The sequence below is a fragment of the Caballeronia sp. GAFFF1 genome, assembly GCF_023630705.1.
Classification (GTDB): Bacteria; Pseudomonadota; Gammaproteobacteria; order Burkholderiales; family Burkholderiaceae; genus Caballeronia.
The window spans coordinates 337,671-359,165 of sequence record NZ_JALQEM010000041.1 but is presented as its reverse complement, the minus strand read 5'-3'; the positions used below and the strand labels follow the sequence as shown (position 1 = coordinate 359,165).

Below are 21,495 nucleotides of genomic sequence, written 5' to 3'. Positions count from 1 at the left end.
CGATGGCCGTGACAGGGGATCGAAGCGCCGGGCACTCGCACCGCGTCGCGTTCAGACGCGAGCCGGAGTTCGGCAGCGTCCCGAAAGGATCGGAAGCCGAGAAGCGGCTGCTCGATGTATGGGAAGGCGAAGCGGGATGGCGCGGCTTCATCACGACAGTCGATCACAAGAAGATCGGCCTGCGCTATATCGTGACCGCGTTCGTGTTTCTGTTGTTGGGCGGCGTCGAGGCGCTCATCATGCGCTTGCAACTCGCGCGGCCGAACGAGACGCTCGTCACGCCGGGACAGTTTGCCGAGCTGTTCACGATGCACGGCATCACGATGATCTTTCTCTACGCGTTGCCGGTCCTGAGCGGCTTCGCGAATTTTCTCTGGCCGCTCATGCTGGGTTCGCGCGACATGGCGTTCCCGCGTCTGAACGCGCTTTCGTATTGGGTCTTTCTGTTTGCCGGCATCTTTCTCTATTGCAGCTTTCCGCTCGGCGAAGCGCCCAATGCGGGCTGGTTCAACTATGTACCGCTTTCGTCGCTCGAATACAGCCGTGGAATGAACATCGACGTCTATTCGCTCGGCATGGTGTTGCTCGGCATTTCGACGACCGTGGGCGCCGTCAATTTCGTGGTCACGCTCTTTCGCATGCGCGCGGTGGGCATGTCGGTGGATCGGCTGCCGATCATCGTATGGGGCACGCTGACCATCTCGTTCGCGAACCTGTTTGCCGTGCCGTCCGTGAGTCTTGCATTCTTCCTGTTATGGATGGACCGCAACGTCGGCACGCATTTCTTCGATGTGGCGAGCGACGGCAGGCCACTGCTCTGGCAGCACCTTTTCTGGATGTTCGCGCATCCGTGGGTGTATGTCGTGGTGCTGCCAGCTATGGGCATCGTCTCGGATGCATTGCCCACGTTTTGTCGGCGTCCGCTCGTCGGTTACGCGGCAGTGGCCATGTCGACGGTCGCGACGATGATCATCGGGTTCGAAGTGTGGATTCACCACATGTTCGCGACCGGCATTCCGCCGCTTGCGCTGGCCTTCTTCGGCGCGGCGAGCGTGCTCATTACGATCCCGAGCGCGGTCGCCGTCTTCGCGTGGATCGCGACGATCTGGACAGGGCGCCCCGTGTTCTCGACGCCATTCCTCTATTTTGCGAGCTTCGTGCTGATGTTCGTGATCGGCGGCGTCTCGGGCGTGATGACCGCAGCGGTGCCGCTCGACTGGCAACTCACTGATACTTACTTTGTCGTCGCGCATCTTCATTACGTGCTGCTCGGCATCAACGTGTTCCCGGTATTCGGCGGCATCACCTACTGGTTTCCGAAATTCACCGGGCGTCTGATGAGCGAGCGCTGGGGGAAGATCGCGTTCTGGATCATTCTCGTCGGCTTCAATGTCGGTTTCTTTCCGATGCATATATCCGGGCTGCTCGGCATGCCCCGGCGCATTTATACGTATCCGGAAGGCATGGGATGGGACACCTCCAATCTCATTACGACGATCGGCTCGTTCATCTTCGCCATCGGCATCGGGATCTTTCTGGTCAATGCGCTGATCTCGGCGAAGCGGGGAAAGAAGGCGCCGCAGAACCCGTGGGATGCGCCGGGCCTCGAATGGTCGACCGATTCGCCGCCTGCGGCCTACAACTTCGCGGTGCTGCCGATTGTCGAGTCGCGGCATCCTATGTGGGAAGATCGCTTGCAACCCAAAGGGCGGCAGTCGAGCCTTGAGTCCGGTTATCTGCTGCATCAGGGACGCGAGGCGCTCGGCGTGCATCCGTTCAACGGCAAGCCCGACGCCATTCTGAAGATGCCGGAGGACGCATGGTCGCCATTCCTGCTGGCTCTTTTCGCTGCGCTTTGTTTCGCGGCACTGCTGCTTCGCTCGCCGTGGTTCACTGCTCTCATGCTCGCGGGGTGCGGTGCAACGCTGGTGGCGTGGATGTGGCCCCGCCGCTCGCTCGGGCAACGCGAGCCGCCCACTTCTCAAGAAACCATTCCGGCGAAGACCGCGAAGAAGAACGACGTACTGCCCGTCGGAAGCACGGGCGAGCATTCGGGCGGATGGTGGGGCGTCATCGCGCTGGTCGCCACCGAAGCGAGTCTCTTCGGCTATCTCATCTTCTGCTATTTCTATTCGCAGTCGCAAACCACATTGCCGTGGCCGCCCGAGGGCATGCCGAAGATCGGCACCGGCGCGATGAGCACCGGCGTGCTCATCATGAGTAGCGTGCTGGCGTGGATGTCGGAGCGAACGCTCAAGAAGGGCAAGCGCTGGCCGGCATTCGCGTGGATGCTCGGCGCCATTGCGCTGGGCTGCGTGTTCTCCGGCATGCAGTTGAAGGAATGGCACGACCATCCCTACGGCATCACGGCTCATCTCTATGGCTCGCTGTACTTCACGATCACCGGCTTTCACATGGCGCACGTCATGGTCGGCATCGCGATTCTCGTGTTGCTCGCCGTGTGGATCGCGCTCGGCTATTTCGACGAGGAACGTAATGCACCGATGCGTATTGGCGGCCTGTACTGGCACTTCGTCGACGTGGTGTGGCTCTTCATCTTCACGTCGCTCTATGTGACGCCTTTCTGGATGCGGGGTCACTGATGCAAACGTGCACGCTGCCTGAGCAGCATCTCACGAAAGAAGAAAAGCGACGTCTCGTCGTCTGCGCGTGCGCGGGCTTTTTCCTCTCGCCGGGCGCGTGGCTGCTGCAGGTGATGATCTCCGAGACGATCTCGGCCCAGGCCTGCTACGCCGAGTCGATTCGCCGTGCGGAGCCAGTTTTCAGGCACTTTCATGCGTGGCTGTACGGCACCTCGGCTGCGGCTGTGATCGTGTCGCTTGTTTGCGCGAGCATGGCGGTTTACGGCTTTCGCTTCTTGCAGAAGAAAGAGCAGCAGGCCAAAGCGAGCGCTTCTTCGTCGGATAAGCCTTCGCGCTTCGAAGAACAGTTGGCCCGCAAGCGCTTCATTGCGCTCTGCAGTGCGTTGATCGGCTGTCTCTTCGTCCTCGCGCTGGTCTTCACCATTCTGGCCGAAGTGTTCCTCGACTCCTGCAATCAATGGCATTGAAATGAACGCGACGAGTTTGAAAAACCACATCGCCGCTGCACTGATGCCAGTCGTGCTCGCCACTCTGGGCGCATGCAGTGGCCGGGCGAACGACACGCTTCCCGACAACGTTACGGCGCAGTCGCCGATGATCCGTTCGCCGCAATTGATCGCTCGCGGCGAATACCTTGCCAAAGCGGGCGATTGCAGCGCGTGTCACGATGCGGCCGATCACACGCCGCTTGCCGGGGGCATGCCGGTCAATTCGCCTTTTGGCCCGATCTATTCGAGCAACATCACGCCGGACCCGACCTTGGGTATCGGACGCTATACGCTGAAGGAGTTCTCGGACGCGATACGCTATGGAAAGCGCCGCGACGGCAAGCGGCTTTATCCGGCCATGCCGTATCCGTCGCTCGCCAACATGACGGATGACGACGTCACCGCGCTCTATGCGTATCTGATGCATGGCGTGAAGCCGAGCGCGAAGCGCGCGCCGGAAACGCATCTGCCGTTTCCGTTCAATCAGCGATGGGGCATGTTGTTCTGGAGCTGGGCATTCGGTAATCGAGATCAATACGAGCCCGACCCGAAGCGCAGCGCGCAATGGAATCGCGGCGCGTACCTGGTGCAGGGATTGGGGCATTGCGGCGCATGTCATACGCCGCGCGGCCCCGCTTATAACGAGCTCGGCTACAGCGAGGCCTCGCCGTTGTATCTCACGGGCGGCGTGAACGATCACTGGCTCGCGCCGAATCTCACCGGCGACCCGGGGAGCGGACTGGCGCGCTGGACTGCCCAGGACATCGTCGATTTCCTGCGTACCGGTCACGGCGCAGGCGCGATTGCTTTCGGAGCCATGGCGCCGGTCATCGGGGACAGCACGCAGTACATGACCGATGCAGACCTGCAAGCGATCGCCACTTATCTCAAGTCACTGCCTCCGCAGCGCACGTACGGCAGTTACGCCAACAACGAGCATGCGAAGGTGCAGACGGCGCGCAGCATTCAGACCGGCGAAGTGGAGCGTCCCGGCGCGGGTGTCTATCTGTCGTTCTGCGCGCGCTGCCATCAGGCGGACGGCAAGGGTCAGCCGGGCAAGGTGGCAGCGCTCGCCGGCAACCCGCTCGTGCTGGCGGAAGATCCGACATCGGTCATGCGCATCGTGATCGAGGGCAGCAAGAGCCCGGAGACGGACACAGGGCCTGCGCCGCAGAAGATGCCGGGCTTTCATGGTCAATTGACGAGCGCGCAAATGGCGCAGGTCGTCAGCTTCATTCGTGGCACTTGGGGAAATCATGCGGCGCCGGTCTCGGACCGCGAGGTGGAGCGGCTTCGTTCGAAGATCCATCAATGAGAAGCGGCCCGTGTGCGCGGTGACGCACGCGGGCCGCTCAGATCAGCGACGCCTGAATCAAACAATACGCACCGGGATCGACTTCGCGCCCGGCACCTTGCTCTCCTCAGCGTAGTGCCATAGCGGCAGCAAGACATTGCACTCCGGGTAATAGCCGCCGATGCAGCCTTCGGGAATTGCATACGCCTTGATCTTCAGCCCCGACAGCCGGCGGTCGATGCCGTCGTCTGCAACGGTCTGCAAGGTGATTTCCTGACCTTCCTTCAGATGATGCTTCGTGATGTCGGCCTCGTTCATCAAGATGACCATGCGTGAACCCTTTACGCCTCTGAACCGGTCGTCGAGGTTATAGATGGTCGTGTTGAACTGGCTGTCGCTCCGTAGAGTCATGAGCCGCAGCGCGTCGGGCGTCTTCTCAGGCATGTCCGGGTCTTCGCCGAGCGAGTTCGGCGTCATGAATTCCGCTTTGCCGGACTTCGTTTCCCAGACGCGTTTGCAAGCGGGCAGCGGCCGATGAAAGCCGCCCGGCTCCCACATGCGTTCGTTGAAGTCATGGAACGTCTCGGGATACGTCGTCGCGATCTCGTTCCTGACGAGCGAATAGTCGTCGCTCCATGCGTCCCAGTCGACTGTCGAACGCGAGCCCAGCGTCGCCTTGGCGATGCCCGCGACGATGAATTGCTCCGCTCGCGCTTTCTCGCTTGCCGGCTCGGTCACGCCCTTCGAGCCGTGCATGCAGCCCGTGCTGTCTTCCATCGAGACTGCCTGATCGCCCAGCCGGGTGCGATGAAACTCGATACGGCTCAGGCACGGCAGCACGTACGATATCTCGCCATGCACGAGGTGACTGCGATTGAGCTTCGTGGCCACGTTGATCGTGAGGCGCAGGCTCGACCACGCGGGCTCCGTCTGCAACCTGTCCGGCACCGAGCGCACGAGATTGCCGCCGAGATTGAAGACCGCCTTCACTTTGCCCTTCACCATCGCCTCGAATGCTTCGACGGTATTCATGCCTTTCTTTCGCGGCGGCTCGAAAGAGAACTGCTTCGCGAGCTGATCGAGCGGCGCGAGTTCCGGCTTTTCCGTGATGCCGACCGTGCGCTGCCCTTGCACGTTCGAATGGCCGCGTATCGGCGAAGGCCCCGCACCGGGCTTGCCGACGTTGCCGCGCAGAAAGAGGAGGTTGCAGAGCATGCGTACGTTCTGCACGCCGAGCCTGTGCTGCGTGAGCCCCATGCCGTAGTGCGCCATCACGGCCTTGGCTTTCATGTACTCATTGGCCGCTTCGAGCAGCGCGGAGCGCGGCAGTCCGCTGATCTTTTCGATCTCGCTCCATTCGGTTCGACGCGCGCAGGCCGCGAACTCCTCGAAGCCGGTCGTGTGTTCCTCGATGAACGCGACATCGATCATGCGTTCCGTGCCTTCCGCCTGCGCGCGGTCATCGGCCTCGATTACCGCCTTGCAGATACCGAGAATGGCGGCCGTATCGCCGCCGGTCTTCAACTGATGATATTGCGTGCTGATCTGCGTTTCCTTGGGCGTCAGCATCTCCACTGGCGACTGAGGATTCGCAAAGGAGACGAGACCCGGCTCGCGAAGCGGATTGAACGTGATGATCGGCACGCCGCGTTTGCGCGCGTCCTGCAACTGGTGGAGCATGCGCGGGCTATTCGTGCCGACGTTCTGGCCGAAGAAGAACATCAGGTCCGTCTTCTCGAAGTCTTCGAGCGTGATGGTCCCGACGCCGACACCGATCGCTTCCTTCAGACCGACGCTCGAACTTTCGTGACACATGTTCGAGCTGTCCGGCAGATTGTTGCAGCCGTACATGCGCGCGAAAAGCTGGTACATGTAGGCCGTTTCGAGCGAGGCGCGCCCGGACGCGTAGAAGACGACGGTCTCCGGGTCCAGCGCGTTCAGCTCTTTGCCGATCTCGTCGAACGCCTGCTGCCAGGTGACTTCCACGTACTTGTCCGTCGCTGCGTCATAGCGCATGGGCGCGGTCAACCGTCCTGCTTCTTCGAGATCGTGATCGTGCCAGTTGAGCAATTGCTTAGCGGTGTGCAGTTCGAAGAACTCGGGCGTCATTCGCTTCGCGGTCGTATCCCAGGCAGTCGCCTTCGCGCCGCTTTCGCAGAATTCGAACGTATGCGGATCCGCGGGCTTGGCCCACGAGCAGCTCACGCACATGAAGCCGTCAGGCTTGTTCTGCTTGAGCAGAATCGCGCTGTCCTTGATCGGCACTTTTTCCTGCATGAGGATCGTCGCGACCGCTTTCATCGATCCCCACCCGCCAGAAGCGAAAGGATACGATGGGTTCTTGGCTTCTTTGCTCATCTGCGCGCTCCTGGGGGACCAATATCACGTCGTGACATAAGCAAGCGTCGTTCCGCATCGCGGTCTGCGCAAGCCGTTTGCATTCGTCGTCAATTGCTTCGTTTCTGTTTCGAGACGCTGATTTTCCCGCTGGGTTCGAGCGTGATCTTCTGCACGTCTTCCACGTCGTCGACGCCGTTCTCGCTTAGCGCCTCGTTGATGTCATTCTCGGACACGCCGTATCGCATGAGCGCCTTTTCGCATGGCTTGCCCTGAGAGAACAGCGTGACGGGACTGCCCTCCGCAATGAACGTCCACAGCCGGTAGCGCGAAGCGAGATGCGCGACCACCCAGTGCGCCGCGATCATGAAAGCGGTTGCGACGAGCGTGCCGGTGAGCGGCGCGTTTCCTGTCACGGCGCGGCTCAAGTTGGACCCGACGATGATCGCCACCACGATGTCGAGGGCCGCCCATCTTCCGAAGATTCTGCGCCCCGCGACCCGCACGAGAAAGAGACCCCAGCAAAACACGATCGCCGCCCGGGCGCATTCCTGAAGCACCGTGACGTGTCCCTGCGTGCCGAAGATGTCGTTGAGAAGATTCATTGTCGTCACAGTTCGCCGCGTGCCGCAAGCGCCTCGATCCTGTCGGCGGTGCGCATGGCGATGGCTTGTATCGTCAATGACGGGTTCACGCCGCCCACTGTCGGAAACACCGAGCCGTCGCATATCCAGAGATTGTCGATGTCCCAACTGCGGCAGTCGGCATTGACGACGCTCGTCGCGGGATCGTCGCCCATGCGCGCGGTGCCGTTCAGATGGCACGTGTCGTCCGTTTCGCGCCAGACATCGCGTGCGCCGGCAGCTTCGAGCGCGAGACTCATGTAGTCGAGCGAATGCGCGACGAGGCGCTTGTCGTTGTCGCAGAGAGAATAGGTCACGCGCGCCACCGGCAGGCCGTACTGATCTTTCTCATCGGCGAGCGTTACGCGGTTGCGTTCCTGCGGCATGGTCTCGCCGACGATCTTCAACCCGGCCTGATGGTTGTACTTCTGCATTTCGTCGAGCAACTGTTGACCCCACAGGCCGCGCCCGTTCTGCACGGACGCCCACGCCACCGGCAACGGGCCCTGACTCATGTAGCAATAACCGCCGAAGAAATCCTTGCCCGTGTCTTCGTAGTTCCAGTGCTCGGTGAGCGCAAGCGAAGGCGGGCCCTTGTACCAGCGCACTTCTTCGTCCATTGTTCCCCAGACGGCCTGATTCATCTGCACCATCAGGTTCTTGCCGACGAGCCCGGAGCTGTTCGCAAGGCCATCGGGATAGCGGTCCGTGGCGGACATCAAGAGCAGGCGCGGTGTTTCGATCGCATAGCCCGCCACGACGACATTGCGCGCGCGCTGGAACTGCCATTGCCCTCCGCGCATGTATTCGACGCCGGTTGCGCGTCCGTCATCGCCCATCACGATACGCCCGACCATCGCGAGGTCGCGAATCTCCGCGCCTGCGCGCACGGCCCGCGGTATCCACGTGACGAGCGCGCTTTGCTTCGCATTCGTCGCGCAACCCGACACGCAGAAGCCGCGATACACGCACGGATGCGCTTCGCCGCGCGGCGCGGAGACGGTGGCGAGCGGCGTCGGCGACCAGTCGATGCCGAGCGCCTCGCAGCCGCGCGCGAGCACGAGCGCCGCTGCGTTCAGTTCGTGCGGCCGGTACGGATAGCGCGGACGTTTCGGGCCCCACGGATAGTTCACCGGTCCCGCGATCTTCAGCGCGTCTTCCACTTGCGCGTAGTAATGCCACATCTCGCGCCAGTCCACCGGCCAGTCGGCGCCGTAGCCGAGCAGCGTGCGCGACTTGAACCACTCCGGCCGAAAGCGCAGCGAGACCATGGCGAAGTGAACGGTGCTGCCGCCCACCGCCTTGCCGCTGTTGTTGTTGCCGAGCTTGAGCGGGTTTTCGCCGTCGCAGATGCGGTCGTCGGTCCAGAAGAGCTTGCCCTGATGCGTCTCGTCGGATGCGAACTCTTCGAGCGGACGCCACCACGCGCCGGCATCGAACGCGACGACCTTAAAGCCTTTCTCCGCGAGTCGACACGCGAGCGTGCCGCCGCCCGCGCCGGTGCCGACGATCGCGAAATCGACTGCTTCGTCTTGCGGATATTCGCGCATCGGAATCCATGCGCCGGGATGGAATACGTCGGGCGCGCGCCCGTTCTTGCCGCGCGGAAAGTGCTCAGCGTCCTTCGGCGATTCAGCGGACACGGCGATTCTCCTTGCGTGCATCGTCTTCGTGGCCGGGCTTCGCTTCGGCCGGTTCCCACGGATCGCGCCGGTTGGCGACCATGCGCACATAGCCGCGAGGATTGGCCGGCCCGCCGAAGCCGATCTCGCTCCACGCGTGCGGATGCGCGTAATACATCCCGCAGATGTCGTGCAGCACGCGATCCGCGAAGAAGACAGAAGGCGGCATGCCTTGCCACTCGGGGCGGTCGAGCTTGCCGTGCTGCATGCCGTCGATCAGCGCGCGTCGCGCGTCGTCGTCGATGCTCGCGAACGGCAGTTCATGGCGCGCGCGGCTTTCGGCATCGAGCGCGCGAAGGCCGATGCGCCACGCGTCGCGCATCGGCGGCAAGCGCGCGTCGCGATAGCCGTCGCCGGTGTTCTCGGCAAGGCGCGCATCGACGAGCGAAGCCACCGGTACGGCGGGCCGCTCGCGGTCCTGCGGCACGATGCACGCGCACAACGCACAGAGCGCGCGCCATTCGACTGCATCGAAAAATCTCGGGCCTTTCGGCGTGGCGAGCCGCTTGTCGATGACCTGGCGCGTCACGTCGTCCCACGAGGGCGTGTCGCGCTTGTTCATCACGTCATAGTCCGGATAGCGGGGCAGCGTGGTCATTTTTCGGTCTCCCGCAGTCGAAGCGCGGCGAGCCCCGCGAGCGCGAGCGCGGAAAAGCTCGGCGGCGCGGGCAGCGGCGGCCCGTTGAACAGGTTCTGACTCCAGTTGCGCCAGCCGCCGCGATTGCGCGCGACGCCGCGTGCATGAAAGCCGACGCCGACAAAGCCGAGCGCCGTCGTGATGCGCAGCCATAGCCGGGTGAGCGGGCGTTCGCGCGGTGCGGCAAGTGCGGTATCGAGAAGCAGGGCGGACGCGACCGGCGGAATGACGATCGGCGCATACATGAACGGGTTCTGGAACGAGCCGCGAAAATGCAGCAGCGCGACTTCGCCGAGCGTGCCGACGAGGCCCGCGCTCGTGACGAGCGCGAGCGCCTGTCCGGCCGGCATGCCGAAAAGACGCGGCTCGTGCGCGGGTTCGTCGCGCAATCGTTCGGACACCGCCCCGAGCGCGCCGGAAAGCAGCAGCGCCGTGGGCGCGCCGATAGGCGCGGCATAAAAGAGGTTGTGCCAGCTCCATCCGCCAGGACGCTTCGTGATGTTGTACAGATGGAACCCGGTCCCCGCGATACCCGCGAGCGCCGCGCCAATATAGACCGAATCGCGCACGGGATGCCGTGCCGCCTCGCGGTCCGATCCGCCGTGCAGTCCGGCGAGTAGCGAGAGCGTCGAGACGACGAGCGGCGTGTACATAGCCGGGTTGTCGAAGGAGCCGCGATAGTGCTCCATCGCGCTGTCCGCGAGAACGGAGAGCGCCAGCAGCGCCGAGCTATGGTTGAACGTGCGCGCCGTGTCGATGTGCGTCTGCTTCTTCGAGCGATGCGCTTCGCGCGTGCCGAGCCGCGCGACGGCAAGTCCCGCCGCCGCGACGCCGCAGCCGATGGCGATGTCGATCATTCTGGTTTGCGTCATTTTGATGTCGAATGCCGTACGTTCTAAACCGCATACCGGTGCGCGTCCGCGTGCCGGAAATCGAGCCCGCAGCCGGGCCGCGACCAGTCCGGCGCAATGGCGCCTTCGTGGGCGCGCGGCGCGCCGTCGAACAGCATCGACTCGATGCGAACGTGATCGTGGAACCATTCCTGATGCCGCAAGCGGGGCGCGGCGCAGGCCGCGTGCAGATGCAGCGCGGGCGCGCAATGCGCGGACAGCGGCACGTGAAAGGCATCGCACAGGGCGGCCACGCGCAAGAAGCCCGTGACGCCGCCGCAGCGCGTGAGATCGGCTTGCAGCACATCGACGGCGTGATGCGCGAGCAGCGCGCGGAAGTCGTCGAGCGTGTAGCCGTATTCGCCCGCAGCGAGTTCCATGTGCGCGGGAAGCGCATCTCTGAGCAAAGCGAGGCCCGTGATATCGTCCGATGACACCGGCTCTTCGAACCATTCCACGCCGTATTGCGCGAACTGCTCCGCATAGAAGAGCGCCTGCTTGCGATCGAATGCGCCGTTCGCATCGACGAAAAGGCCCGCTGCATCCCCGATGGCTTCTCGTGCCACCGCCACGCGATGCGGATCGCGCGAAGGCTCCGTGCCGATCTTGATCTTGACCCAGCGGCATCTGTCTTCGTGAACCCAGCCGCCGAGCTGCGCGCGGATTTCATCGTCCGTGTAGGTCGTGAATCCGCCGCTGCCGTAGATGGGAACGCGATTACGCATCGCCCCGAGCAAACGCGCGAGCGGCATGTCGAGCAGGCGCGCCTTCACATCCCAAAGCGCGCAGTCCAGCGCGGATAGGGCGCTGGCCGCGAGCCCCGAACGCCCGATGTTGCGCACGCGCTGCTGCATGCGCAGCCAGAGCGCGTCGATATTCCAAGCGTCTTCGCCGATGAGCGTCGGCGCGAGCGTCGCTTCGACGAGCGTCGCCGCGCTCGCATCGTTATACGTGTAGCCGATGCCCGTCTTGCCCGCCGCGCTGACCTCGGCGACGACGAGCGTCGTCGAGTTCCACGCATAGGTGCCGTCTGCTTCGGGACGATCGGTCGGGATCGTATAGGCGCGTGCCCGAACGGCGTCGATCGGCGCTTCGCGTTTGGTGAGATGCATGGCGCGGCCCCGTCTACTCGTCCTTGTGCCCCGGCAGCACCGCGCCCAACACCTGCTTCGCCGTATCGACGATGATGTTGCGTTCGTTCGGATCGCCTTCGAAGAGCGTCGTCGCGAATGCCTTGGCCTGTTGCAGCGTGATGTGCGGCGGCAGCGGCGCGATGTTCGGGTCCGCCTTCACTTCGATCACGACAGGCCGGTCCGATGCCAACGCGTCGTCCCAGACAGCGGCCATGCGCTCCGCGTCGTCTACATAGAAGCCGCGCAAGCCGATTAACTCCGCGAAGCGGTGATACGGCACGGACGGAATGTTCTGCGACGCCTCGAACTTCGGGTCGCCGTTCATCACCCGCTGCTCCCACGTGACCTGATTCAGGTCTTCGTTGTTGAGCACCATGCAGATCCAGCGCGGATCGGACCATTGCTTCCAGTACTTCGCGACTGTGATGAGCTCGGCCATGTTGTTCATCTGCATGGCGCCGTCGCCCACGAGCGCGATCACGGGCCGCTCCGGATGCGCGAACTTCGCCGCGATTGCATACGGCACCGCCGCGCCCATCGAAGCCAGGCCGCCGGACAGCGAGCACATCATGCCGCGCTTGACCTTCAGATCACGCGCATACCAGTTTGCACAGGACCCCGAATCACTTGTGACGATGGCGTTGGCCGGCACGCGCGGCGACAGTTCCCACACCGTGCGCTGCGGATTCACGCCTGTCGTAGCCGGCTCCAGCGCGCGCTTTTCGAGCTTCTTCCACCAATCGGCCATCCAGCCTTCAATGCCTTCGCGCCATGCGCGATCCGTCTTTTGTTGCAGCATGGGCAAGAGCGCACGCAGCGTCTCGGCGCTATCGCCGACGAGGTTCACTTCCATCGGGTAGCGGATGGAGAGCATGTCCGCCTTCAGGTCGATCTGCACGCCGCGGGCGGCGCCTTCCTTCGGCAGGAACTCCGAGTATGGAAAGCCCGAGCCGATCATGAGCAGCGTGTCGCATTCGGTCATCATCTTGTAGCTCGGCTCCGTGCCGAGCAGACCGATGGAGCCGGTCACGAAGGGCAGATCGTCGGGCAGCGCGGCCTTGCCGAGCAGCGCCTTGGCGACGCCCGCGCCGAGCTTTTCAGCAGCGGCGATCACTTCGTCGGTGGCTTGCAGCGCGCCTGCGCCGACAAGGATCGCGACTTTCTTGCCCGCGTTGAGCACGTCGGCGGCGCGTTGCAGATCGTCGGCGTAGGGCACCGTCTTCGGCGCGCGATAGCCGACGCCCGAATGCACGGTGCCGTGCTTGCGGCCGGGCGGTTCGTAGTCGAGGTCTTGCAGATCGTTCGGCAGTATGAGCGCCGTCACCCTGCGTTCGCCGAGCGCCGTGCGAATCGCGCGATCGACCAGATGTCGGATTTGCGAAGGCACGCTCGCCTGCTGCACGAAGGCGCCCGCGACGTCCTTGAACATCGCGGACAGATCGAGCTCTTGCTGATAGTGACCGCCGAGCGAAGCGCGCGCCTGTTGCCCGCAAATGGCGAGCACCGGCATGTGGTCCATGCGGGCATCGTAGAGACCGGTGAGCAGGTGCGAGGCGCCCGGTCCGGAAGTCGCGATGCACACGCCGAGTTCGCCCGTGAACTTCGCGTGCGCGGAGGCCATGAAGGCGGCCATTTCCTCGTGGCGCGCCTGAATGAATTCGATCTTTCCGTTGGCGCGGTTCAGCGCGCCGAATACGCCGTTGATGCCGTCGCCGGGATAGCCGTAAATGCGGCGCACGCCCCAGGCGTAGAGGCGGTCGACAAGGAAGTCACCCACCGTCGGGCTCGTCATTTGATTCTCCGGGATAAGGATGCGATCGGTGTCACCTTACGTCGAGATTCGCCGGTGCGATGACGCGGTGACAGGGTTGGTATCTAGCTAGACGCAACGAACGTGCCGTTGGCGCATGAGGCGTTTGAAAGGCGGTTTTGCTTCGGTGTTGTCGAGAGCCAGCGCAAATCCGCGGCTGCGGCTGCCGAATGCAATGCGCTGACGACGAGGACGGCGGCGGTCCGAATGCGCCGCTGCGCGCTTTTTCAAAGCTTTGAAAATTTGTCACGTCGTGACATATTTAGCCCGGTATCGTTGAGCTAGTAAGGACGTTGATGACTCAGTTCGATGAAAGTCTTTTGACGGCAGCGGCTGCATGAAAACGTAAATTGCAGAAGTCGGCATGGCTGACGCGCGCGTCGATGGACAGCCGCGATGTCGTTGAACCGGCGGCGGTCAGTGCAGATCAGAGGTTGACGAATAGCGACGGGCGACGAAGCCTGATTTGAGCAAGAAAGAGGTCTCGACAGTCAGATCCCAAAGGCTTACGGTCGGCGGTTTCCAGCACGAGCGTTCGATAGAACGGCTCCGCACTGCCGTCACCCGGGCGAAACCTTAGTGATGGCGCAACGCCATGATCACTGCCGCTTTGCTGCGTCCTTCTTGAGCTTTTTCGCTTGCTTCTTTTCTTTCGGCGTCTTGGTGGCGGCTTTCTTCTGCGCCTTCTTTGCATCCTGTGCTTTGCTCATGATGTCCTCGCGGTGTACGGTGTTCGATCAGTGTACGACGCGACGCGACGCGACGCGCTGGCGCATGCGAGCAACGATCAGCGAGAACGACGAGCCACGACTCTCTTTCATCAGACACGTCCCGCACGCCGGGCGCCGTGCCACGAGTCGGGGAAACACCATGCTCGCCCCGCCGCCAATGATGCATACTTGACCCGGCCGACGGCAACGCCGCGACCATTGCGAACCGCATCGGCAAGTAGAAGGGTGCCCCGACTCACCTTGGGAGACTGCAATGAAACCGCTCGTGTTGAAAGCGTGTCTATGCACGCTCGCGCTGGCCCTCTTCGGGTCTGTCTACGCGGCAGGAACCGGCGATGCAGCGTCTTCGGTCGATACGGGCAAGGGGAGCGGTCGCGTCAGCGGGCAGGGATCAGCTGGCGGCATGCAGCCCGCCACGCCCGGCGGCACCACCGACACTTCATCAGGCAACGCACGACCGGCCGCGCAAGGCTCGGCAGGCGGCATGCAGCCGGTGACGCCTGGCACGAGTCAAGGCACAGGTGGCGGAAAGGTCAAATCGGGAACCGAATAGCCAGTCTGTAGAGCGATCTCCCCAAAGAGCGCCACCGCGCTTTGCGCATCATCGCGTTCTGGAAGTGGCTCGTTAAATTGCCTATGCTTTCTCCGGGTTCCGGGCGATTCATGAGGCCGCTCACAGCCGACGCAGCCGACACACCCGACCCACACGCGAAGAACGAAAACGAATAGGGAGACGTCATGACAGGCTATTCCCGCGTTTTGCTTGGTTCGATAGCAGTCTGTATCGGCGCTTGGGGAACATCGACAGCGCTTCCGGCCCGCGCGGCCGACGAGATCCAGAACACCAACACGACGGAATCCGCGCCCGTTCCCGCTACCTTGCGGCCCATATCGCAAGCGCAGCTCGATGCAGCCGCGAACGACAGCGCTTCGTGGCTGCATTCCAACGGATCGTATTCCGAAACGCGGTATGCGCCGGCCAGCCAGGTCAATCGCTCCAATGTGGCGAAACTGCGGCCCGCTTTCATCTTCCAGACTGCCGTCATGGAGTCGATGGAGACTGCGCCGATCGTGTTCAACGGCGTCATGTTCCTGACGACCTCGTATAACCACGTGTATGCCATCGACGCCGTCACCGGCAAAGAGTTCTGGCATTACAAGCACAAGATGGGGCCGGTGACGACCTTCTGCTGCGGGCCGAATAACCGCGGCGTCGCGATATCCGGCGACCGGCTGTACATGGGCACGCTCGACGCCAAGCTCGTCGCGCTCGACGCGAAGACGGGCAATCTCGTCTGGTCGTCGCAGATCGCGGACCCGGAGGACGGCTACTCGGAAACGATGGCGCCCGTCGTCGTGGACGGCAAGGTGCTCATCGGCACGAACGGCGGCGAGTACGGCATACGCGGCTTCGTGAAAGCGTTCGACGCGAATTCCGGTCAATTGCTCTGGACGTTCTACACGATTCCCGATTCCGGCAGCGAAGGTGTCTGGGCCGAGAACGACGCCGTTGGCCGCAACATGAAGCGCGATATCGAAGCGGAGAAGAAGACGCTCGCGGACAAGGGCCGGGATTTCGAAAAGACGCTCGGCGGCGGCGTGTGGATGGCGCCCGCAGTGGACCGCGCGACGCGCACCGTGTATTTCGTCGTGGGCAATCCCTCGCCGGACCTCTATGGCGCGATTCGTCCCGGCGACAATCTCTATACCGATTCGCTCGTCGCCATCGATCTCGATACGGGCAAGTACAAGTGGCACTACCAGTACATTGCGCATGACGTATGGGATCTGGATGCGGTCAGTCCCCCCATTCTCGTCGACGTGAAGGACAAGAACGGGCAGATGGTCCCCGCCATCATTCATGGCGGCAAGACGGGCTTCGTGTACGTGCATGATCGCCGCGACGGACACATCATCCGCATTTCCGAAGCGATGATCCCGCAAGAGGGCGTATGGACGCTGCCGACGCCGAGCGGCGCGCGCATGTTGCCCGGCGCGAACGGTGGCGTCGAATGGTCGCCCATGGCGTTCAATCCGCAGACGCGCATGGCTTATGCGGCGAACCTGCATCAGCCGATGACGTATCAGGTCGAAGACGCAGCGTATCCGGGCGGCAAGCTGTGGCTCGGCGGCGCGTTCAAGACCATTCCGGGCGAGCAGCAATGGGGCAGGCTCGTCGCGGTGAATGTCGATACGGGCAAGATCGCGTGGGGATACAAGACGGACCAGCCATTGATCGGCGGCGTGCTCGCGACCGCGGGCGGGCTCGTGTTCAACGGCGAGGGCAATGGTCTTTTCCGCGCCTTCGACGCCTCGACCGGCCGCAAGCTGTGGGAGTTCCAGTGCGGCGCGGGCGTCAACGCGCCGGCGGTGTCGTACATGGTGAACGGCAAGCAATACATCGCGGTCGCGGCGGGCGGCAATACGCAACTCGACTTCAAGCGCGGCAACAGTCTGCTCGTGTTTGCGTTGCCTTGAGCGTGTTGCAGATGATGATGCTTCCGCGGATACGCAAGACGGCCGCGATCGTCGCGTGCGTGGCGCTTTCGCTGCCCTGTCTCGCGCAGGCCGATGCGCAGGCAGGCGCCACGAAAGCCGCCGTGTGCGCGGCATGTCATGGCCAGAACGGCAATTCGACGAGCGGCGACTATCCGTCGCTCGCGGGGCAGTCGTCGCGCTATATATTTCTGCAACTGCGTGACTTCAAGGCGGGCCGCCGCAGCGACCCGCGCATGTCGCCGATGGCGGCGAATCTTTCAACGGAAGACATGCACGATCTCGCCGACTACTTCGCCGCGCAGACGCTCGCGTCGACCGACTTCAAGGCGGATTCGGTGAAATTGGAAGCCGGCAAGAAGAAGTCCGACGAAGTGCTCTGCACCATGTGTCATCTCGGCGGCTTCAAAGGGCAGAACGAGATACCGCGCGTGGCCGGTCAGCAGTATGCGTATATCGTGAAGCAGTTGCAGGACTTCCGCGAGAAGAAGCGTACGAACGATGCGGGCAACATGACGAGCGTGACCAAGAACCTGACCGACGCGGATATCGAGAATCTCGCGAACTACATCGCCAATCTGCAATGAAGCTGCGATTCACAGGCACCTTTCTTCTGACCTGCGCGGCGCTCGCGGTCATGCCGCAAGCTGACGCTGACACCGACACATACGCGCTCAACGAACGGCTGCTCATTGCAACGCGCAATGGCGATGCGCAGGCCGTCGCCCAGGTGCTCGATCAGGGCGCGAATGTCAATTCACGCAACCGCATCGGCGACACGCCGCTTATCAGCGCGTGCAAGCGAGGCATGACGCCGCTTGCGCGCATGCTGATCGAGCGCGGCGCGAACGTGAATCAGGCCGACGTGCAAGGCATTACGCCGATGATGGCCGTCGCGTTCGAGGGCAACGATGAAATCGCGGCGCTGCTCATCGCGCATCAGGCCGATACGGCAGCGACCGATCGCGTCGGCAAGACCGCAATGGAATACGCTGCGGGGCGCGGACAGACGGCGATCGTGCAACGTCTGCTCGATGCGGGTGTCGATATCAACGCCGCGTATCACAACCATCTGACCGCGCTCATGTGGGCAGCGGGTTACGATCAGGCGCAGACCGCATCGATGCTGCTCGCGCGCGGCGCGAATCGCGATCTGCGTGATGATCGCGGCAAGACGGCGCTCGATATCGCGGAAGAGACGCGTTCGGTGCACGTGTCCGCGTTGCTTAGAGCGCAGTGAAGCGGCCTTGCAAGACCGGACGTGTTCAGGATACCGAGACGCCGAGCAGATGTCCGACGCCGAACGTGAATGCAGCGGCGGCAAGTCCGATCAGAATCTGACGCGCGGCGGAGAAGATCGTGCCGCGGCCATTGAAGAGAGACGTGAACATGCCGATGGCCGCGAGCGCCAGTATGCTCAGTGCGATGCATTGAACGATCGCGGGGCGTCCCGTGGACCACAGGAACGGCATCGCGGGAAACACGGCTCCCGCCGAGAACAGGCAGAACGATACGGCGGCCGCGGACCACGGGTTGCCGCCGAGTTCGGCCGGGTCGAGGCCGAGCTCTTCGCGCGTGAGCGCATCGAGCGCCTTGTCTTTGTCGCGCATGATCTGTGACGCGACGCGGCTTGCTTCGTCGCCATCCAGGCCCTTTGCCCGATAGATCATGCGCAGCTCGTGCTCTTCGGCTTCCGGCGTGTGTTCGAGTTCGTCCGCTTCGCGTTGAATCTGTGTCCGGGCGAGTTCACGCGCGTTCGTGACCGACAGCCACTCGCCGAGCGCCATCGAACACGCGCCCGCTATGATGCCCGCGAGCGCAGTCAACAGAATGGCTCGATTGGGTGCGCTCGCGCCGGCCACGCCCATGATGAGGCAGAAGTTGGACACGAGACCGTCGTTGGCGCCGAGCACTGCTGCGCGCAGATCGTTGCCCGATGAGACGCCCCGGTGCCACGACTCGGCATCGGCAATTTCAGCGCCTTTGGTCGCGGCTCGTTTGCCTTCATTGGCTAGCGACTGCACGACGTTTGCGTGGCGGTGCTCGTCGGCTGACATCGTTGCGGTATCGGGATTGCCCGCGTATTTGTTCCGGTCGGCGAACTCGGATGCGGCAAGCGTCGGAAGCACGAAGCGCGCGCCGAACACATGAACCAGTCCCTTCATCAGGGCGGTTTTCAGAGCCGGCCCTGTGCGAGCGCGTTCGTGATTCGCTCGGAGCTTGTCCGCCCACACTTGCGCGTGCTGCTTCTCGGATGCCGCGAGTTCCGCGAAAATACGCTTGCGGTCGGCTCGCGCTTCGACGCGCGCGAGCGTCTCGTAGAGGGCCGCGCTGTGCAGTTCATCGGCAAGATTCGCGCGATACCGCTTCAATTCTTGTTTTGATGCCATGACGGTGGGCCTGCGGATCAGAATCACAACTGTATCGCCAGCGCGAAACGGGAGCGCGAAAAGCCCTCAAGCGCGCGGTGACCAAGAATGCCAATGGTTTGCATTCGCGCATGCGCACACTCGTGCATGCGTGGCACGCCGTTAAGCGAGCCTTAAGCAGCGGCGTAACAGACTTTGGGGCTTGTTCGCGCAGTCGCGAAAGTTTCATGGCTTCTCTGTTATCTTGCGATGCCGAGGGCATCGCCGTCTGCGGACCCGCTAGTCTTGCCTTATTTCTAAACGTTGAACAACCCGAGCGGCACTTTGCCGGACATTGCACCATGCAACGCAAGCAACCTTCGAATCCCGCCATGACGGCGACGCGAATCGCGGCCGGCGACGACAGAACCTCGTACGACCGCGTGTCCATCACGCTGCACTGGCTGACCGCCGTTCTCGTGCTGGCTCAATTCATTCTGTCTCAGGTGTGGGGATTCACGCCCCGCCCGACACGGCATCTGCTGATCGTGGCGCACATGTCCTTCGGCATCACGTTGGCGGCGGTGATCATTGCGCGCATTCTGTGGCGCGTGTCGCCCGGGCATCAGGCGCCGGTCGCCACGTCCGGATGGGCGGAACTCGCGGCCAAGGGCGTGCACTATCTGCTGTATGCGTTACTCATGTCGGAAGCCGTGCTCGGCTTCGTGTTGAGATGGTCGGGAGACGAGTCGATGAGCTTCTTCGGCCTCCTGATCCCGCCGCCGTTCGCACCGTTCAGCAAGGCGTCGCATCACAACATCGGCGAAGCGCACGAGTTCATCGGTTGGGCGATCATCGTGCTCGCGGCGGCACATGCGGCCGCGGCGCTGTTCCATCACTGGATCGTGCGCGATGCGGTATTGGCGCGCATGCTGCCGGGGCTGAAGCGGCGTGACCTTTGAGCTAGTCCAGATAGCCAACGCTCAATGCACGCTCGCTTTTGAAAAGACATTGATGACGACGACGCCCACTACGATCAGCGCAAGACCGAGAAAGGCGGCCGCATCCAGCTTGTGATGGAACACGAAGATGCTGATGCCCGAAATGAGCACGATGCCCAGCCCGCTCCAGATGGCGTAAGCCAGTCCAACGGGAATAGTCTTCAGCACGATAGAGAGAAAATAAAACGCGCCTAGGTAAAGGCAAGCCATTGCGAACGTCGGGGCGAGCTTCGTGAACTGTTCGGACCTCTGCAGGCAAGTCGTTGCGCCGATTTCGAGCAGTATTGCTACGAATAATGCGCCATAGGCCGACGTCTTTTCATGGGTCATGAGTTGCTCAGGGCTTCGTCGTCGAATGCAAGCTGCTGGCGAATCGAATCGAATCGCCAGCAGCACGCTTTGTTTTCGTCCGCAGTCGAACCGCCGCTTTTAGGCGATGAGTCCGCTCGCTTCTCAGTGGTTCGCCAGATAAGCCTTGACTGCGGGCAGTCCCGGCTTTCCGTCGATTGTCGTCACGCCCGCGAGCCAGCCGTCGAGAATAGACGGGTTGGCCTTTAGCCAATCGAGCGTGGCCTTGTTCGGGTCTTCCTTGTCCATGATGTGAGTCATGATCTGATTTTCCATCGCGGTACTGAAGCGAAGGTTCGAGAAGAGCTTCGCCGCGTTCGGGCATCGCGTCGCGTAGTCGGTCGGCTGCACGGTGTACACCTTCGCTTCACCGTAGTTCGGGCCGAACACGTCATCGCCGCCCGATAAATAGTCGATCTTCATTCGCACGTTCATGGGATGCGGTTCCCAGCCGAGGAAAACGATCCACTCCTTGTTCTGAATCGCCCGGTTCACCTGCACGAGCATGCCCGCCTCGCTGGACTCCACGAGTTTGAATTTGCCAAGACCGAACTGATTGGCCTTGATCATCTTGTCGATGAGGATGTTCGCGTCGTTGCCGGGCTCGATTCCATAGATTTTGTACTGCAGCTTGTCCGCATTCTTCGCGATATCGGAGAAGCTCTTGATACCCGCTTGATAAACATAGTCGGGAACGGCCAGCGTATATTTCGCGCCGGTCAGATTAGGCGGGTTCACGACCTTGACAGACCCGGACTTGACGAACGGCTCGATCACCGGGTCCATGGAGGGCGACCAATAGCCGAGAAAGGCGTCGATCTGTTTCGACTTCACGCCGGCGAACGTGATGGGAACCGAGGCCATCATCTTCGACGGCGCATAGCCCAGGCCCTGCAGGACGTTGGTCGTGAGCCCGGTCGTCGCAGCGATGTCGGACCAGCCGATGTCGGCCATGCGAACGGTGCGGCAGCTAGCCGGATCCGCCGCCTGCGCGCTCACGGCGAAGCTGCTGGCAAAAGCAATAGCGAAGGTGCATGTCAATCCGGCTACGAAGTGTCTCATCGCTGCTCCAGT

General features: G+C 62.6%; 18 protein-coding genes. 8 read left to right on the top strand and 10 right to left on the bottom strand.

The window, feature by feature from the left end:
- Positions 1-2: 2 nt before the first annotated feature.
- From ctaD to NCR37_RS26940, 3 genes are read left to right on the top strand one after another with little or no spacing between them, the layout of a single operon-like run.
- The gene (gene ctaD / locus NCR37_RS26950) at positions 3-2,603 is read left to right on the top strand and encodes a cytochrome c oxidase subunit I (RefSeq protein ID WP_250475854.1); all 2,601 of its coding nucleotides are present in this window, start codon (positions 3-5) and stop codon (positions 2,601-2,603) included.
- A complete protein-coding gene (locus NCR37_RS26945; RefSeq protein WP_250475853.1) occupies positions 2,603-3,070 on the top strand; it encodes a hypothetical protein in 468 nt (155 codons plus the stop codon). The genes ctaD and NCR37_RS26945 overlap by 1 nt, the downstream gene beginning before the upstream one ends.
- A 43-nt stretch (positions 3,071-3,113) precedes the next feature.
- Entirely contained in the window at positions 3,114-4,406 is a 1,293-nt protein-coding gene (locus tag NCR37_RS26940; RefSeq protein WP_502800602.1) for a c-type cytochrome, read from the top strand.
- Between the two features lie 57 nt (positions 4,407-4,463).
- Here the strand turns inward: NCR37_RS26940 and NCR37_RS26935 are convergent, their stop codons facing one another.
- The 7 genes from NCR37_RS26935 to NCR37_RS26905 form a co-directional block, all read right to left on the bottom strand.
- Entirely contained in the window at positions 4,464-6,743 is a 2,280-nt protein-coding gene (locus NCR37_RS26935; protein WP_250475852.1) for an FdhF/YdeP family oxidoreductase, read from the bottom strand.
- A gap of 89 nt (positions 6,744-6,832) precedes the next feature.
- Positions 6,833-7,327 carry a DUF421 domain-containing protein gene (locus tag NCR37_RS26930; RefSeq protein ID WP_250475851.1) on the bottom strand — a complete coding sequence of 165 codons (495 nt, stop codon included), beginning with the start codon at positions 7,325-7,327 and terminating at the stop codon, positions 6,833-6,835.
- A 5-nt stretch (positions 7,328-7,332) separates the two neighbouring features.
- Positions 7,333-9,009 carry a GMC family oxidoreductase gene (locus NCR37_RS26925; RefSeq protein ID WP_250475850.1) on the bottom strand — a complete coding sequence of 559 codons (1,677 nt, stop codon included), beginning with the start codon at positions 9,007-9,009 and terminating at the stop codon, positions 7,333-7,335.
- Entirely contained in the window at positions 8,978-9,625 is a 648-nt protein-coding gene (locus tag NCR37_RS26920) for a gluconate 2-dehydrogenase subunit 3 family protein (RefSeq protein ID WP_250475849.1), read from the bottom strand. Before NCR37_RS26920 ends, NCR37_RS26925 begins: the two co-directional genes overlap by 32 nt.
- Entirely contained in the window at positions 9,622-10,536 is a 915-nt protein-coding gene (locus NCR37_RS26915; protein ID WP_250475848.1) for a hypothetical protein, read from the bottom strand. The genes NCR37_RS26920 and NCR37_RS26915 overlap by 4 nt, the downstream gene beginning before the upstream one ends.
- Positions 10,537-10,559: 23 nt before the next feature.
- On the bottom strand, positions 10,560-11,666 hold the full coding sequence (locus NCR37_RS26910; protein WP_250475847.1) for an enolase C-terminal domain-like protein: 1,107 nt from the start codon (positions 11,664-11,666) through the stop codon (positions 10,560-10,562).
- Positions 11,667-11,679: 13 nt separating this feature from the next.
- Positions 11,680-13,479, bottom strand: coding sequence for a thiamine pyrophosphate-requiring protein (locus tag NCR37_RS26905; RefSeq protein WP_250475846.1), 1,800 nt, complete (start codon positions 13,477-13,479; stop codon positions 11,680-11,682).
- A 1,002-nt stretch (positions 13,480-14,481) separates the two neighbouring features.
- Here NCR37_RS26905 and NCR37_RS26900 point away from each other — a divergent pair.
- The 4 genes from NCR37_RS26900 (at position 14,482) to NCR37_RS26885 (ending at position 17,964) form a co-directional block, all read left to right on the top strand.
- Positions 14,482-14,781, top strand: a complete 300-nt coding sequence (locus NCR37_RS26900) for a hypothetical protein (protein ID WP_250475845.1) — start codon at positions 14,482-14,484, stop codon at positions 14,779-14,781.
- Positions 14,782-14,966: 185 nt separating this feature from the next.
- On the top strand, positions 14,967-16,706 hold the full coding sequence (locus NCR37_RS26895; protein WP_250475844.1) for a pyrroloquinoline quinone-dependent dehydrogenase: 1,740 nt from the start codon (positions 14,967-14,969) through the stop codon (positions 16,704-16,706).
- Between the two features lie 14 nt (positions 16,707-16,720).
- Entirely contained in the window at positions 16,721-17,311 is a 591-nt protein-coding gene (locus NCR37_RS26890) for a c-type cytochrome (protein WP_250475985.1), read from the top strand.
- On the top strand, positions 17,308-17,964 hold the full coding sequence (locus NCR37_RS26885; protein WP_502800601.1) for an ankyrin repeat domain-containing protein: 657 nt from the start codon (positions 17,308-17,310) through the stop codon (positions 17,962-17,964). Before NCR37_RS26890 ends, NCR37_RS26885 begins: the two co-directional genes overlap by 4 nt.
- Before the next feature lie 25 nt (positions 17,965-17,989).
- On the opposite strand, the gene NCR37_RS26880 is transcribed toward NCR37_RS26885, so the two are convergent.
- Positions 17,990-19,114 (bottom strand): VIT1/CCC1 transporter family protein, encoded by a 1,125-nt coding sequence (locus tag NCR37_RS26880; RefSeq protein ID WP_250475843.1) that lies wholly within the window; start codon positions 19,112-19,114, stop codon positions 17,990-17,992.
- A 320-nt stretch (positions 19,115-19,434) separates the two neighbouring features.
- Here NCR37_RS26880 and NCR37_RS26875 point away from each other — a divergent pair, with 320 nt between their 5' ends.
- A complete protein-coding gene (locus tag NCR37_RS26875) occupies positions 19,435-20,034 on the top strand; it encodes a cytochrome b (RefSeq protein WP_250475842.1) in 600 nt (199 codons plus the stop codon).
- A gap of 21 nt (positions 20,035-20,055) precedes the next feature.
- Here NCR37_RS26875 and NCR37_RS26870 read toward each other — a convergent pair whose 3' ends face one another.
- Positions 20,056-20,403, bottom strand: a complete 348-nt coding sequence (locus tag NCR37_RS26870; RefSeq protein ID WP_250475983.1) for a DMT family transporter — start codon at positions 20,401-20,403, stop codon at positions 20,056-20,058.
- Positions 20,404-20,526: 123 nt separating this feature from the next.
- Positions 20,527-21,483, bottom strand: coding sequence for a choline ABC transporter substrate-binding protein (locus NCR37_RS26865; RefSeq protein ID WP_284507037.1), 957 nt, complete (start codon positions 21,481-21,483; stop codon positions 20,527-20,529).
- Between the last annotated feature and the right edge of the window lie 12 nt (positions 21,484-21,495).

Bases quoted from the DNA above. Each gene is read 5' to 3' on its own strand.
- ctaD (WP_250475854.1), top strand. From the start codon at position 3: ATGGCCGTGACAGGGGATCGAAGCGCCGGGCACTCGCACCGCGTCGCG.
- NCR37_RS26945 (WP_250475853.1), top strand. From the start codon at position 2,603: ATGCAAACGTGCACGCTGCCTGAGCAGCATCTCACGAAAGAAGAAAAG.
- NCR37_RS26940 (WP_502800602.1), top strand. From the start codon at position 3,114: ATGCCAGTCGTGCTCGCCACTCTGGGCGCATGCAGTGGCCGGGCGAAC.
- NCR37_RS26935 (WP_250475852.1), bottom strand. From the start codon at position 6,743: ATGAGCAAAGAAGCCAAGAACCCATCGTATCCTTTCGCTTCTGGCGGG.
- NCR37_RS26930 (WP_250475851.1), bottom strand. From the start codon at position 7,327: ATGAATCTTCTCAACGACATCTTCGGCACGCAGGGACACGTCACGGTG.
- NCR37_RS26925 (WP_250475850.1), bottom strand. From the start codon at position 9,009: ATGCACGCAAGGAGAATCGCCGTGTCCGCTGAATCGCCGAAGGACGCT.
- NCR37_RS26920 (WP_250475849.1), bottom strand. From the start codon at position 9,625: ATGACCACGCTGCCCCGCTATCCGGACTATGACGTGATGAACAAGCGC.
- NCR37_RS26915 (WP_250475848.1), bottom strand. From the start codon at position 10,536: ATGACGCAAACCAGAATGATCGACATCGCCATCGGCTGCGGCGTCGCG.
- NCR37_RS26910 (WP_250475847.1), bottom strand. From the start codon at position 11,666: ATGCATCTCACCAAACGCGAAGCGCCGATCGACGCCGTTCGGGCACGC.
- NCR37_RS26905 (WP_250475846.1), bottom strand. From the start codon at position 13,479: ATGACGAGCCCGACGGTGGGTGACTTCCTTGTCGACCGCCTCTACGCC.
- NCR37_RS26900 (WP_250475845.1), top strand. From the start codon at position 14,482: ATGAAACCGCTCGTGTTGAAAGCGTGTCTATGCACGCTCGCGCTGGCC.
- NCR37_RS26895 (WP_250475844.1), top strand. From the start codon at position 14,967: ATGACAGGCTATTCCCGCGTTTTGCTTGGTTCGATAGCAGTCTGTATC.
- NCR37_RS26890 (WP_250475985.1), top strand. From the start codon at position 16,721: ATGATGCTTCCGCGGATACGCAAGACGGCCGCGATCGTCGCGTGCGTG.
- NCR37_RS26885 (WP_502800601.1), top strand. From the start codon at position 17,308: ATGAAGCTGCGATTCACAGGCACCTTTCTTCTGACCTGCGCGGCGCTC.
- NCR37_RS26880 (WP_250475843.1), bottom strand. From the start codon at position 19,114: ATGGCATCAAAACAAGAATTGAAGCGGTATCGCGCGAATCTTGCCGAT.
- NCR37_RS26875 (WP_250475842.1), top strand. From the start codon at position 19,435: ATGCAACGCAAGCAACCTTCGAATCCCGCCATGACGGCGACGCGAATC.
- NCR37_RS26870 (WP_250475983.1), bottom strand. From the start codon at position 20,403: ATGACCCATGAAAAGACGTCGGCCTATGGCGCATTATTCGTAGCAATA.
- NCR37_RS26865 (WP_284507037.1), bottom strand. From the start codon at position 21,483: ATGAGACACTTCGTAGCCGGATTGACATGCACCTTCGCTATTGCTTTT.